General features: G+C 65.1%; 8 protein-coding genes. 4 read left to right on the top strand and 4 right to left on the bottom strand.

Translation table 11 applies throughout. From position 1 onward, the window contains the following. Positions 1–25: 25 nt before the first annotated feature. The 4 genes from ACP69S_RS12135 to ACP69S_RS12120 all read right to left on the bottom strand — a co-directional run bounded on the left by ACP69S_RS12135 (position 26) and on the right by ACP69S_RS12120 (position 9,435). Positions 26–2,875: a TIM-barrel domain-containing protein gene (locus tag ACP69S_RS12135; protein ID WP_425997529.1), complete on the bottom strand. Its 2,850-nt coding sequence runs from the start codon at positions 2,873–2,875 to the stop codon at positions 26–28. A gap of 42 nt (positions 2,876–2,917) precedes the next feature. Next, positions 2,918–4,549: a DUF5597 domain-containing protein gene (locus tag ACP69S_RS12130; RefSeq protein ID WP_425997527.1), complete on the bottom strand. Its 1,632-nt coding sequence runs from the start codon at positions 4,547–4,549 to the stop codon at positions 2,918–2,920. Between the two features lie 355 nt (positions 4,550–4,904). Then, positions 4,905–6,428, bottom strand: coding sequence for a tryptophan halogenase family protein (locus ACP69S_RS12125; protein WP_425997525.1), 1,524 nt, complete (start codon positions 6,426–6,428; stop codon positions 4,905–4,907). 70 nt (positions 6,429–6,498) lie between these two features. After that, positions 6,499–9,435: a TonB-dependent receptor gene (locus tag ACP69S_RS12120; protein ID WP_425997523.1), complete on the bottom strand. Its 2,937-nt coding sequence runs from the start codon at positions 9,433–9,435 to the stop codon at positions 6,499–6,501. Positions 9,436–9,740: 305 nt separating this feature from the next. Here ACP69S_RS12120 and ACP69S_RS12115 point away from each other — a divergent pair, with 305 nt between their 5' ends. The 4 genes from ACP69S_RS12115 to ACP69S_RS12100 are packed head-to-tail and all read left to right on the top strand — an operon-like array spanning position 9,741 to position 14,634. Continuing rightward, positions 9,741–11,477 carry an IlvD/Edd family dehydratase gene (locus tag ACP69S_RS12115; RefSeq protein ID WP_425997521.1) on the top strand — a complete coding sequence of 579 codons (1,737 nt, stop codon included), beginning with the start codon at positions 9,741–9,743 and terminating at the stop codon, positions 11,475–11,477. Further along, a complete protein-coding gene (locus tag ACP69S_RS12110; RefSeq protein WP_425997519.1) occupies positions 11,477–12,409 on the top strand; it encodes a 2-dehydro-3-deoxygalactonokinase in 933 nt (310 codons plus the stop codon). Before ACP69S_RS12115 ends, ACP69S_RS12110 begins: the two co-directional genes overlap by 1 nt. Continuing rightward, entirely contained in the window at positions 12,396–13,025 is a 630-nt protein-coding gene (locus ACP69S_RS12105; protein WP_425997517.1) for a 2-dehydro-3-deoxy-6-phosphogalactonate aldolase, read from the top strand. Before ACP69S_RS12110 ends, ACP69S_RS12105 begins: the two co-directional genes overlap by 14 nt. Before the next feature lie 37 nt (positions 13,026–13,062). Beyond that, a complete protein-coding gene (locus ACP69S_RS12100; RefSeq protein ID WP_425997515.1) occupies positions 13,063–14,634 on the top strand; it encodes a sodium/sugar symporter in 1,572 nt (523 codons plus the stop codon). Positions 14,635–14,722 lie beyond the last annotated feature (88 nt).

Below are 14,722 nucleotides of genomic sequence, written 5' to 3'. Positions count from 1 at the left end.
CAAGAGCCTCGCCGCCCGCCCTCGCCTACTTCCTGCGCGTCACCACCACCGGCTGGCCGGCATAGTCGACGCTTGCATCGACCGTTTCGAAGTCGGTCGGCTTGGCGCCTCCGCCGATGAAGCGGACCTTGATCGCCCGCTTGTCCAGCATGCCCTTGAAGTTCCCCGACCGCGCGCCGACGGTCAGGCGACCGCTGACGTCGTCATAGGAGATCGGGATGCGGCTATAGGCGCCGCGCTCGTAGCCGTTGCTGAGGCCGTCGTCCTCATAGAGCTCGAACTTGCCGTCCTTGCCGGTGTAGATCACCAGGGTAATCGGGGCGTCCGGCTTCTCGCCGACATATTGCTGGACCACCGTGGTCGGCACGATCGAGCCGGCCTTCACGAACAGCGGCATGCGCGACAGGGGCGCGGCGGCCTTGATGGTCTGGCCGCCGGCGTGGCGCTGGCCGGTCTCGAAGTCATACCAGGTCGCGCCGGCCGGCAGATAGACGTCGCGCGAACGGGCCTTGAAGCTGGTCACCGGGGCGACCAGGAACTCGTGGCCGAACAGGTACTGGTCGTCGATATTCCGCACCTTCAGGTCGCTCGGGAAATCCATGACCAGGCCGCGCATCAGGCTGCCATCGCGGTGATAGGTCTCGGCCGCCAGGGTGTAGATATAGGGCATCAGCCGGTAGCGAAGCTCGTCGTACCAGGCCAGCGACTGATAAACCTCCGTGCCCTCGTCGGCGAGGTTGTAGATCTCGCGGAACGGGGCCTCGCCGTGGCTGCGGAACAGCGGGCTGAAGGCGCCGAACTGGAACCAGCGCAAGTTCAGCTCCTGCCATTCGGGCCAGTGGGCGGGGTCCTTGTTGGTATAACGGGCCTCCACCGAGAAGCCGCCGATGTCGGTGGTCCAGTTGGGAATGCCCGACATCGACAGGTTTACGCCCGCCGAGATCTGGTCGCGGAAGTCGTCCCAGCGCGCCACCACGTCGCCGCTCCACACCGCCGAGGCGTGACGCTGCAGCCCGCCGAAACCCGAGCGGGTCAGGATGAACGGCCGCACGTCGGGGTTCAGGGCGCGCTCGCCGTCATAGACACCCTGGGTGTGAACCAGCGAATAGCTGTTGAAGTATTCGGCGCCGGGGCCAAGCGCCGTCGGGCTCATGCGCAGGGTGCGCTCGGCCACGTCGAGGTTGGAGTGCATGTCCGGCTCGGAGGCGTCCATCCACCAGGCGTCGACGCCCAGGCCCTTCAGGTTGTCCTTCACCTGACGCCAGTAGATGGCGCGGGCCTCCGCCGGATAGGGGTCGTAGAACGAGTTCTTGTAGCCCGGCCCCACCCAGTCTATCGCCCCCTGCTCGACATTGCGGCGATACATGAAGCCCTTGGCGTCCAGCTCCTTGTAGTTATCCGTGGTCGGATAGAACTTCGGCCAGATCGAGATCATGAAGTGGGCGTTCAGGCCGTGGATCTCGTCGACCATGGCCTTGGGATCGGGGAAGCGCGTCTCGTCGAACCTGTGGGTGCCCCACTCGGGGTCTTTCCAGTAGCGCCAGTCCATCACGATGTTATCGAGCGGCAGCTTGCGCTTGCGGTACTCCTTGACCACCCCGACGATCTGCTCGGCGGTCTCGTAGCGCTGGCGGCTCTGCCAGAAGCCATAGGCCCAGCGCGGCATCATCACCGAGGCGCCGGTCAGGTCGCGGTAGCCCGAGATCACTTGGTCCAGATCGTCGCCGCCGACGAAATAGTAGTCGATCGCCTTGCCGACCTCTGATGTCAGGTAGAGCGAATGCCGGTCGGACTTGGCCATCGGATCGTTGTGCAGCAGGCCGATATAGCCGCCGTCCGGGTTCCACTCGACGCGGACCTTGTGTTTCTTGCCCGGCGTCAGGGCGGCGCTGAAGTTGTGGTACCAGGGGTTCCAGTTCTGCCGCCAGCGGTCGATGACCAGCTTGCCGTCGACGAACACCTTGGCGTAGTCGCTGGAATAGAGCTGGAAGGTGTGGGCGCCGGCCTTGTCGGTCTGGATCTGGCCCTCCCAGACGACCTTCTGGTCCTTCATCGGGGCCTTGGTCGCCGGATCGACGGCCTCCGCAGGCCAGTTGGGCAGGTCCTTCAGGAAGCGGTAGTCGATGTCCTTCTCGACCCGGCTGACCTTCAGCTTGCCGCCGACATAGTAGCTGGCCGTGAAGCCGCCGGGCTTGCCGTCGGCGTCAAAGATCTTCAGGTCGCGCGAGGCCACATCATAGGGAACCGGATTACCGAACCGGGTAATCGCGTTGTTGTCCCACAGCAGGCCATAACCCTTGCTGGACAGCAGCATCGGCACCGCGACGGCGCGATTATACTGAAGCAGCTGAACGTCCTGGCCGTTGTAGTTCATCTGGCCGTTCTGGTGCTGGCCCAAGCCGTAGAAGGCCTCGTCCGTACCGGGATTGAACTGCTGGCGAACCTCGTAGAAGTCCTGGCCCTCGACCTTGACCGGCAGGAAGGCGCCGCGGTCGCGCTCGCTGAGCACCAACTCGCCGGCGGCGTCGCGGAAGTCGACCGTGCCGTCCTTCAGCGAGATCGTGGCCGAGGCCTTGGCGGCCTTCAGCACGACGTTGTCGCCTGACTGGACGACCGTGAAGCCACTGGTCGCCGGCTTGGCAACGACCATCAGGCTGGGCGGCGTCGCCAAGCTGTCGGTCGGCGTGGCCGTGACGTGGATGATGCGGTCGCTCATCACCTGCAGCCGCACCTTCCTGGCCGGCCCCGAGGCGGGGCTGACAATCACGCCGTCGGCGGTTTTCTCGAACCCCGCCTCCAGCGCGTGGACCGAGGTCGAGGCGGTCAGGACCAGAGCAAAGGCCAGGCCTGTCGTCGAGAATGAGAATGGGCGCATCACTGGGGTCTCCCGGTACTTGGGCTTGTTCTTGTGTCTTGTTCAGTAGGTGGCCAGCTTGACCCGCAGGACCTGCGAGCCGCCGGTGAAGTTCAGGCCGTAGTCGATCTGGTCGCCGTTCCAGAGGCGGTCGAAGACCCACTGGCCATTGTAAAAATGGCCTTCCTCGACCCGGGCCAACAGGTGCGGCTTGCCGTCCTTCTTGGCGCGGCCGAACTCGACGCGGGCGTTGCGGCCGGTTACCAGGAATTCATTGGGCGCCAACTGGGCGATCACTGCGCCGCCATTCGGACCTGAAGGGTCGGCGGGACGGTCCTTGATGAAGGTCCAATCGGAGCCGCCGAACTGCCACTTGCCGTAGCGCAGGGTGACGGACCAGTCGCCCATCACCGTCGATTGCGCGGCGCGGTCGTCGGGCTCGGAGCCGCCCCAGACGGGCTTTTCGAATGACAGCCTGGCCCACTCACGCTGCATCGGCGCGAACAGGCGATAGTTGGCGGCGAACGCCTCGACCGTGGCGGCGTCCAGCTTGGCCGCGCCCAGCGGGAAGTTGGCGTAGCCAGTGAAATCCATGCCGAATGGGGAAAATCCGATGCCCTGCCGGCCCAGGGTGTCGAACAGATAGCGGGCATAGGGAATGGCGTTGCCGGTCTCAGCCACGAACAGTGCGTTGTCGGGCCGGGCATAATGCTTGTTGACCGCGAAGTACTTCTCCGACTCCGGCATGTAGATGTCGGGCGCGATCAGATCGATCGAGGGCGCGCCGGCCTTCCAGACGTCGATGACATTGTGGGTCGGACCGCCGGACGAATAGGTGACCGGGTCCTGATCCTTCAGGGGATCGCGAAGGGCGGCGTTGACGTACATCGGCAAGGGCTTGATGGCCTTGCCGGCCACGGTCACCTGATCGACGAAGCGGGCGATCCACCAGGCGTGGAAATACTCGTCGGCGTCCTTGCCGAAGGCCTGGCTCCAGGTTCCGGGCTTGGCCTTCATCGCCTTGACCAGGGCGGCGGGCGCGGGGCCGCCGAAGACTTTCTGGGCGGCCGGCGAATAGTCGCGAACGCTGCCGTAGGTGCCGGTCTCGTTCTCGACCTGGACCATGATCACCGTGTTGTCGGTATCTTTGGCCTTCAGGTGGGTCATCAGGGCCACGAAGGCCTTGCGGTCGGCGTCTAGCGTCGACTGGGCCAGCGGCGACATCGAATAGGAGCGCTGGCCGTCCTTCTTGTGCAGGCGGGGAAAGCGCTTGTCGTCCAGCTTGACCCACTCTGGCGCGTAGGATGGCGAGGAGTTCTTCCAGGTGCCGAACCACAGCAGGACGAGGCGCACCTTGTTGTCGCGGGCCTGTTTCAGCAGCAGGTCCAGATAGCTGAAGTCGAACCTGCCCTCGGCCGGCTCGATCTGCTCCCAGGCGATGGGGACCTGCAGCGTATTGGCGTGCAGTTGAGCGACGGCAGGCCACACCTTGTCCATCTGCGAGGGCCAGGCGCTGGAGTTGTTGACCTGGGCGCCCAGCATCAGGAACGGCGCTCCGTCGACCAGCAGGGCGTGACGGCCGTCTTTCTCGACGAGCCGCGGCAGGTCGGCCGAATGGGCGGCGCCGGCCAGAGCGGTCGCGGCCAGCAGGCTGAGGCCGCAGACAGCGGAGCGAAGGGCAGTGAACCCGGTCATCGTCTCTTCCCTTGCCGGTCGATCCGCGTGCCGTTCGTCGAAACGACGGTTCGGATCTTGTTACCGCTATCAATATTTGTCGGATAATTTGCTCGACCTGGGCCGAAAGCAATCGTCCTGAAAGATGGAAAAATCCGCGCATCGCCGCAGGAGACGATGCGCGGTGAGAATACCGCGCGGTTTCGGGGAGAGTGATCCCGCACGAGACGCGTGGAGGTCCAGCAGATCCCCGCGCGCGGCCGACGGACAAGGCAGGGTCCGCCGGCGCCACACCGGGAAACTATAGTCATACAATTGGCGCCGACAAGCAAAATGATAGCGCTATCAATCGTCGCTTGGCGCGCTGAAGGCCGGGTCACGACGCCGGCTCCAGCGACGGCGCCCTGCAGTAGCGGGCGATGAATTCCGAATGGCGAGGCGTAGCTTCCACGGCTTGGCTCACCGCCTCGCGGCGCTTGCGCATGCCCTCCGTCAGCTCGGTCATCGGGATCAGGTCGGCCCGCGGGTCGTGGGCGGCGGGAACGATCCCCTGCCCCAGATAGACCGACAGCCAGCTGGGCTCCATGAACGAGGTGTCCGCGCCCAGCGTCACCTTGCCGGTTTGGCGGAAATGCTCGATCTGGGCCGCCAGGGTGTCGGGCAACTCGACCGACCGGCAGTACCGCCAGAACTCGGAATCGTCGCGCTGGCTGGTGTGGTAGTGCAGCACCAGGAAGTCGCGGATGTACTCCACCTCGTTGGCGCTCAGGCGATTGAAGGTGTCGGCCAGAGCGGGGTCGAAATCGCGGTCGGGGAAATATTCCAGCAGCCGCCCGACGCCGTTTTGGATCAGGTGGATGCTGGTGCTTTCCAGCGGTTCGAGAAAGCCCGAGGACAGGCCGATGGCCACGCAGTTCCTGTTCCAGACCTTGCGACGACGGCCGGTGACGAAACGCAGCGCGTTCAGGCCCGCCTGGGCCTTGCCGCTGATATTGGCCAGCAGGGTCCGCGCCGCCTCGTCCTCGTCGATGAAGCTGTCGCAGAACACGTAGCCATTGCCGGTGCGATGCTGCAGCGGGATCTTCCACTGCCAGCCGGCCGCGCGGGCGGTGGCCGTGGTATAGGGCTCCAGCGCCCCGTCGCTGTCGCACGGTACGGCCAGGGCGCGATTGGCCGGCAGCCAACGCGACCAATCCTCGTAGCCGGTTTTCAGCGCGCCCTCGATGAGCAGGCCCCGAAAGCCCGAGCAATCGATGAAGAGATCGCCGTCTACGACCTTGCCGCCTTCCAGCCGCACCGACTGGATGAAGCCGTCCTCGGGCCTCAGGACCACCTCGACGACCTTGCCCTCGGTGCGACCCACCCCGCGCTTTTCCGCGTAGGCGCGCAGGAACCTGGCATAGAGGCCGGCGTCGAACTGGAAGGCGTAGGAAAAGGTCGAATAGATCGAGCGCGGATCGGGAACAGGCGGCCGAAACCGGTCGCCCAGCGCCATCCGCGCGCCGAGGCAATAGGCCTCGTGGCTGGTCGGATCGCCCGCCAACCGCAGCTTGCGCCAGTGATGGTGTGGCGACACCCCGTCGATGGCCGGGCCGTAGTCGCCAAAGGCGTGGAAGTAGCGGGAGCCTAGGGCGCGCCAGTCCTTGAACTCGATGCCCAGCTTGAAGGTGGCCTGGGTGGCCTTGATGAACTCGATCTCGTCGATGCCCAGCACGGCGTTGAACTGGCGGATCGGCGGAATGGTCGCCTCGCCCACCCCGACCGTGGCAATCTGGTCGCTCTCGATCAGCTCGATCTCGATGGGGCGGCTTTCGAAGAAGCGCGAGATGCCCGCGGCCGCGATCCAGCCAGCCGTGCCGCCGCCGACGATGACGATCTTGCGGATGCGGTTGTCGGTCATTCGGGCTCCCGCAACGACAGGCCCGCACCCCGGAACCGAGGCGCGGGCTCTCCGGATGAACGCTCCGACCCTAGAAGGTCAAACGCAGTTGAGCATTGTAGCGGCGTCCGGTGACGAACCAGGCGCGCCCTTTCATGCCGATGCCCTGCTGCATCAGCTGCTTGTATTGGGAATCGGTGAGGTTTTGCGCCTCGACGCCCAGGCTGACCTGCTCGTTGAACTTGTAGAAGAACGAGGCGTCCATCTGTCCGTAGTCGTCCGCCCAGGTAGGCAGGGCCCAGTTCTGGTCGTAGTTGCCGGTGGTCTTGTTGAGGCCGTTGCTGCCGCGCGTGCCGTTGACGTTCACCGCCTGCAGGTACTTCGAGCGCCAGTTATAGGCGACCCGGGCCGAGATCGGGCCTTTCTCGTACATCAGGGCGATGTTGTAGGTGTGCTCGGACAGGTTGGTCAGCGGCAGCTCGCCATAGGTCGAGCCGTCGGTGTCGATGCCCAGCTGGTTCAAGGCCAGAGTTGCCTGCTGGCCCGTCGTGACATTGGACGGCAGCTTGTAGAGCGTCTGGCTGCTGTCGACATAGGTGTAGTTGGCCTGGACGCCGAAGCCCGAAAGCGGGCCGGGCAGGAAGTCGAAGAACTGGCTGTAGGCCACCTCGAGGCCATCGGCCCTGCCCTCGGCGCCATTGACCGGCGCCGTGGTCGAGAACTGGTAGATCGTCCCGTTCGTCGCCGCGTAGGGCACGTTGTAGAGCGTATTGGTGACCACATCGGACAGCTTCTTGTGGAACACCGCCGCCGTCAGCGAGCCTGTCGGCGCGAAGTACCATTCCAGCGTGGCGTCGAACTGGTCGGACCTGGTCGGCTCCAGGAACGGATTGCCGCTGCCGGTGCCGGTCAGGTCGGCGCGCGCCGATGAACCGGTGCCCGAAATCCCGATGTCCAGCGTCGTATAGGCCTGAAGCTGACTGAAGTCCGGTCGAGCCAGGGCGCGGGCTGCGGCGAAGCGGGCCTGCAGGTTGTCGCGCAGTTTCACCCGGAGGTTCAGGCTGGGCAGGACGTTGGTGTAGTCGTTCGAATAGGTCCCCTGCTGGGAGGTCCGGACGAAATTGGGGATCAGGCCGGCCGGGATCGAGGGGTCCAGGGTGGGCGTCTGGGCGCCGACGAATGAGCCGGTGGCCTCGGCGCGCGTCTTGACCACCCGAACGCCGATCGTGCCATCGATGGGATAGGTCAGGTCGTCCCAACCAAACCGGGCCTGGGCGTAACCGGCATAGGTGTTTTCGCCCTGCAGGTTGATCGCGCCAGCGCCGTAGCTGGCGGGAGCGAAGGTCCACCCCTTGTCGCCAAAGCTGTTGTCGGCGCGGAAGCTGTGCAGCTTGGCGTAGCTGGCGGGCCAGCCATTGGCCAGGTCCAGGCCCGGGAACACCACGGGTGAAGGCAGGTCGGCCTGGCCGTTGAAGAAGTTGGGGAAGGAGTGGAGCGTGTTGCTGGCCTTGTAATCGCTCAGATAGGCCAGATCGGGCATGTACCAGCCCAGCATCCAGGTCTGGCTGAGGGCCTGCCAGTTATAGGGCGTGTTCTTGTTCTCGGCGTCGCGATCCGTGAAGCGGGCGCCAAAGCGCAGCGACTTGACCACGCCGCCTTCGTCAAATGCATAGTCCACATCGCCGCGCCAAGCCCACTCGTGACCGACGCTCTGGTCGAAGTGGTCCATCGTGAACGCCCAGTAGTAGTTGCTGGGGTTGGACATATAGGTTTTATCGACGCCGATCTTCGGCAACTTGCCGGTCAGGTCGATGGTCTCGCTGGGGATCAGCAGGCCGGTTGCGACGGTCGAGTCAAAGCCCACCGTGGTGCTGCGTACGTACTGCAGGTCGGTTTTGATCGTCAGCTTGTCGTCCGGGGTCCAGGTCGTGGACCAGGACACATCGGTCGTGCGCGACTTGCGGTTGGCGGCGCGAACGTCGTCGTTGAACGGCATGCCGCCGTCGGCCGGGTCGGACAACACGCCCTTGGTCAGCACGCCCTTGTCGTCATACTGGCCGTTGGTGACCACCACGTTCCCGGGATTGCCGACCTGCGAGAAGATCGCGTACTCGCCCCACTCCATGTCGTATTGCGAGTTGAACCAGGTCAGGGCGGTCTCGAACCTGTCGTTCGGACGCCATTGCAGGGCGCCGTAGGCCCCGACGCGCTTGCGGTCGAAGTTCAGGGTGCGCCACTGCAGGCCGTTGGGGACCCAGACGGTCTTGCCGGTAGTGTTCCAGGGATTGGAGCCGTTGGCCAGATGCGGGAAATAGGGTTCCTGCTGGATGGCGTCGGTGCGGGTCGAGCTCTTGGAATAGGCGACGTCGAACAGAGCGCCGATCTCGCCGATCGAGGTGTCCCAGCGGTTGCTGAACAGTAGAGAGGCGGACGGCTTGCCCTTGCCCTTGCGCAGTTCGCCATAGCCGAGCGCGGCCGAAGCCGCGAGCTTCATGCCCTTGTGATTGAACGGCATCTGGGTGCGCAGATTCACCAGGCCGCCAATGGCGCCTTCGATCTGCTCGGCCGAAGGGTTCTTGTAGATGTCGACGCCAGCCATCAGTTCGGGTGGCACGTCTTCGAAGCTCAGCGAGCGACCGCCATTGGCGGTGAAACTGTCGCGGCCGTTCAACTCGGAACGAACATAGGTCAGGCCGCGAATGTTGACGCCCGAGCCCTCGACCGAGAAGTGCTCGGGATCGCCGCGCGACATGGTGTGGTCGATGGTGACGCCGACGATACGTTGCAGCACCTCGGTTACGGAGCGATCCGGCAGTTTGCCGATGTCGTCGGCACTGACGCCATCGACGATCTCCAACGCGTTCTGCTTGATCTTCTGCGCCGACTGGATAGCCGCGCGCTGCCCGGTGACGACCACCTCCTCGACGGCGGTGTCCTGAGCGAACGCTGACGGCGCGACCACGCATAGAACCAGCGCTGACGCGCCCGCGAGCATCAGATGGCGATGTGACTTGGTGAGGCTCTGCATGCCTGTTTCCTTCCCCCGTTTCGCGATCCGTCCCGGCCTTCTAGGCGCCGGTGACGTGCGTTTCTTCAGGTCGGATCTTTCAATCCGATCCGGCCTATAATCGTACAATTAGCACCTTCAAGTCGTACTTGATAGCGCTATCATTTCATCTGTAAACTAGGTTTCTTCGCCGCACTCCAGTCTGGTGGGGCTTTCAGCCGGACTCGCAGAGCGAGGGCAACGCTCGTTTGCGATAATCCCTATAATACTATAAATGGCCGCGAGAGGCGTTCGAGAGCCGGATTCAACCGGCGATAGGGATGGTTATGAGTGACGGTAACGCGGGCAAGCGCCTGCGCAGCAGCGGATCCTACGGCAAGCTGGATCGCGATGGCTTCATCCATCGCAGCTGGATGAAGAGCCAGGGCCTGCCCGACGACGTCTTCGACGGCCGCCCCGTGATCGGCATCTGCAACACCTGGTCCGAGATTACCCCCTGCAACGCCGGCCTGCGCGAGATCGCTGAGCACGTGAAGCGCGGTGTCTGGGAAGCCGGCGGCCTGCCCCTGGAATTCCCCGCTATCTCCCTGGGCGAGACCCAGATGCGGCCGACTGCCATGTTGTTCCGCAACCTGCTGGCCATGGATGTCGAGGAGTCGATTCGCGGCAATCCGATAGACGGCGTCGTGCTGCTGGGCGGCTGCGACAAGACCACGCCAGGTCAGATGATGGGCGCGGCCAGCGTCGATCTGCCCACCATTGTCGTCTCGTCGGGCCCGATGCTGAACGGCAAGTTCCGGGGCAAGGACATCGGCTCGGGCACTGACGTCTGGAAGTTTTCCGAAGCCGTGCGGGCCGGTGAGATGAGTCTTCCAGATTTCATGTCAGCGGAAAGCGGCATGAGCCGCTCGCCCGGCACCTGCATGACCATGGGTACCGCCTCGACCATGGCCTCGATCGTCGAGGCCATGGGCATGAGCCTGCCCTATAACGCCACCATCCCCGCCGTGGACGCCCGCCGCAAGGCGATGTCCCACGAGACCGGCCGGGCCGTAGTCCGCATGGTCCTCGAAGGCCGGACCATGTCGCAGGTGGTCACCCGGGCCTCATTCGAGAACGCCCTGCGCGTCCATGCCGCCATCGGCGGGTCGACCAACGCTGTGGTTCACCTGCTGGCCTTGGCCGGTCGGCTGGGCGTCGAGTTGAAATTGGAGGACTTCGACGTTCTGTCACGCAACGTGCCGCTGCTGGTCGATCTGCAGCCCTCGGGCCGCTTCCTGATGGAAGACCTGCACTATGCCGGCGGCCTGCCAGCGGTGATGAAGGCGATGGAGACCTTCCTCGACCCTACTGCCCTGACCGTCACCGGCGCGACCATCGGCGCTCAGTACGAGAATGCCGAGGTCTGGAACGCCGAGGTCATCCGCCCCCTCGACGCGCCCGTGAAGGCCGACAGCGGCATCTGGGTGCTGCGCGGCAATCTCGCGCCCGGCGGGGCGGTGATGAAGCCCAGCGCCGCCAGCCCGCACCTGCTGAGCCATCGTGGCAAGGCCGTGGTCTTCGAGTCCATTGAGGATTTCCGCGCCCGTATCGACACGCCCGATCTCGACGTCGACGAGACCTCGATCCTGGTCTTGAAGGGCTGCGGCCCCAAGGGCTATCCGGGCATGCCGGAAGTCGGCAACATGCCGCTGCCGACCAAGCTGCTGGAGAAGGGGGTCAAGGACATGGTCCGCATCAGCGACGCCCGGATGAGCGGCACGGCCTTCGGCGCGGTTATCCTGCATGTGTCGCCCGAGGCCAACGCCGGCGGTCCGCTGGCCATCGTTCAGAACGGCGACGAAATCGTGTTCGACGGGCCGAGCCGCGCCCTGAACCTGCAAATCTCCGACGCGGAGATGGAGGCCCGTCTGGCCGTCTGGAACGCGAACCGGCCGCCCCCTGTGGCGACGCGCGGTTACGCCAAGCTGTATATCGACCACGTTCTGCAGGCCGACCAAGGCTGCGATCTGGACTTCCTGGTCGGCTCGTCCGGCTCGGTCGTGACCCGCGAAAGCCACTGATGGATCCCTCGATCTTCATCTTCGGCGACTGGGGCACCTCGCGGCTTCGGCTCTATCTGCGCCAGGGCAAGAGCGTGCTGGACCGTCGCGACGGCCCCGGCGTCAGCGTCCTGACCAAGTCGCCAGAGCAGACCTTCCTGGATCTGGTCGGCGACTGGCGCGAGGCCCAGCCAGCGGGCGCGATCCTGTGCGGCATGGTCGGCTCGCGCATCGGCTGGGTCGAGGCGCCTTACGCCCCCTGCCCGGCCACCGCCGACGATCTGCGCGAGCACGTCTTGAAGATCGATGCCGACGGCCTGCCGGTGTCGATCGTCCCCGGCCTGTCATGCGTCAATCCGCTGGGCGGACCCGACGTGATGCGCGGCGAGGAAACCCAGATCCTGGGCGCCCTCGAACTTGATCCTGCACTCAAGCACGGCCGCCATCTGCTGGTCCTGCCGGGCACCCACAGCAAGTGGACCGTGGTCGAGGACGGCGCGATCACGGGCTTCCTTACCGCTCCGGTCGGCGAGACCTTCGCCCTGCTCCGCCAGCACTCCACCCTGGCGGCCGGCGTTGGCGTCGAGGTTCAGGGCTCTGCCCAGGGATTCGCCATGGGCCTCGCCCGCATCGCCGAGCATGGACCGGCCCTGCTGCCGCACCTGCTGTTCGAGACGCGCGCACGCCAGCTTCTGGAAGGCCTATCCGCCGCCGACGCTGTGGGCTTCCTGTCGGGCTTGCTGATCGGCGCCGACGCGGCGGCCGCGCGACAATGGTTTGGCGACCTCGGCAAGGTGACCGTGATCGGCGCGCCGGCCCTGAATAATTTCTACGACCAGGCCATCGCCAGCCAAGGCGGCCATGTGACCGCTATCGACGGCGACGCTGCTGTCCTGGCCGGATTAACAACGTTGTCTCCCCCAAAGAACAGTGATTTTCATGTCCTCGCCTGAGCCGACCTTGAGCCGCCCTCCGCCCATCGTGGCGATCCTGCGCGGCGTGAAGCCCGACGAGGTCGTGGCTATCGCCGGCGCCTTGGTCGAGGCCGGGGTGCGGGCCATCGAGGTCCCGCTGAACTCGCCTGATCCGCTAGAGAGCATCAAGCGTCTGTGCGCCGCCTATGGCCACGTCGCCCTGTGCGGCGCGGGCACCGTGCTGACGCCAAAAGCCGTGGATGACGTGGCGGGGGTCGGCGGCAAGCTGATCGTCACACCGAACACCGATCCGGAGGTCATCGCCCGCGCCGTAACCCTGGGCCTGACGGTCATGCCCGGCTTCGCGACGCCGTCAGAAGCCTTTGCGGCTGTGAAGGCCGGGGCCAGGGCTCTGAAGCTTTTCCCGGCCGGCACATTTGGTCCGAGCCACATCAAGGCGGTCAGGGACGTGTTGCCCAAGGACGTGCTGGTCTACGCCGTCGGCGGCGTCGGTGCGGCCAATATCGAGCCGTGGCGCGCGGCCGGCGTGGCCGGGATCGGCGTGGGCGGCGAGCTCTATCGCCCCGGCTACTCGGCGCAGGAGGTTGGCCAGAAAGCCGCCGCCCTGGTCGCGGCCTGGAACGCCCAAGCCTAGTCGATCAAGAATAATAGTCCCTCGGGGGAGGAACCACGTGCAGACCATAGATTTCGTGATCTTGGTGATCTACGCGGTCGCCATTTTCGGCCTGGCCCAATGGGTCAGTCGCGACAAGGGCGGCAAGCAAAAGGACTCCACCGACTACTTCCTGGCGGGCAAGGCCCTGCCCTGGTGGGCCATCGGCGCCTCGCTGATCGCCGCCAACATCTCGGCCGAACAGATCATCGGCATGAGCGGCTCGGGCTACGCCATCGGCCTGGCGATCGCCTCCTATGAGTGGATGGCGGCCCTGACCCTGCTGATCGTCGGCAAGTTCTTCCTGCCGATCTTCCTGAAGAACAACGTCTACACCATGCCCCAATTCCTGGAGCAGCGTTACGGACCCAGCGTCCGCAATGTAATGGCCGTGTTCTGGTTGATCCTCTACGTCTTCGTGAACCTGACCTCGATCCTGTGGTTGGGCTCCATCGCCGTGCACACCGTGACCGGCGTCGATCAGATGGTGGCCCTGGCCGCAATCGGGGTGTTCGCCCTGGCCTATCAGATCTGGGGCGGCCTGAAGGCCGTGGCCCTGACCGACATCGTCCAGGTGGCCCTGCTGATCACTGGCGGCCTGATCATCGTGTTCATTTCGCTCAACCAGATCGGCGGCGCCGAGGGCGGCGTGGTGGCCGGCTTCAACACGCTGGCCGAGCGCTTCCCCGAGAAGTTCGACATGATCCTGTCGCGCGACAATCCGCACTACAAGGACCTGCCGGGCCTCAGCGTCCTGCTGGGCGGCATGTGGATCATGAACATCAGCTACTGGGGCTTCAACCAGTACATCATCCAGCGCGCCCTCGGCGCCAAGGACCTTGCCGAGGCCCAGAAGGGCATCGCCCTGGCCGCCTATCTGAAGCTGCTGATGCCGGTGATCGTCGTGCTGCCGGGCATCGCCGCCCTGATGTTGGTGCCCAATCTCTCCAAGCCCGACCAGGCCTATCCGGAGATGATGAAGCTGTTGCCGCCTGGCGTTCTGGGCTTGGTGTTCGCCGCCCTGGTGGCCGCCATCGTCGCGTCGCTAGCCGCCAAGATCAACTCGATCGCCACCATCTTCACCCTGGATATCTACGCCAAGATCAAGAAGGGCTCGACCGAGCACCATCTGGTCGCCGTTGGTCGCGCGACCGCCGTGGTCGCGGTGCTGATCGGCATCCTCATGGCCAAGCCCCTGCTGGGCAAGGCCGAGCAGGCCTTCCAGTTCATTCAGGACTTCACGGGCTTCTTCACGCCAGGCATCGTCGTGATCTTCATGCTGGGCCTGTTCTGGAAGCGCGCCACCACCGCCTCGGCCCTGGTCGCGGCCATCGGCGGCGCGGCCCTGTCGGGCGCCTTCTTCGTCGCCGACAAGATGGGCGTCTTCGTGATCCCCTTCATGAACCGTGTCGGCCTGGTGTTCCTGCTGACCCTGGCGGCGGCGGTGATCGTCTCGCTGGTCGCGCCGCAGAAGAAGGTCGTCAATGTCGTGAGCCTGGAGGGGGTCAGCTACAAGACCACCACCGGCTTCAACATCGCCGGCGTCGGCGTGATCCTGATCCTGATCGCCCTCTACGTCGTCTGGTGGTGAACCGCGCGTCGTGGGGGCCCCGCCCGGCGCGGCCCCCCCACCGCCACCACGGGCGAGCACCACCAGGCGGGGGGGGGTTAGGTTGGGG

The organism is Caulobacter sp. DWR1-3-2b1, from assembly GCF_049895765.1.
Taxonomy (GTDB): Bacteria; Pseudomonadota; Alphaproteobacteria; order Caulobacterales; family Caulobacteraceae; genus Caulobacter.
The sequence above is the reverse complement of the archived record's forward strand: the minus strand, read 5'-3'. Positions and strand labels throughout refer to the sequence as shown.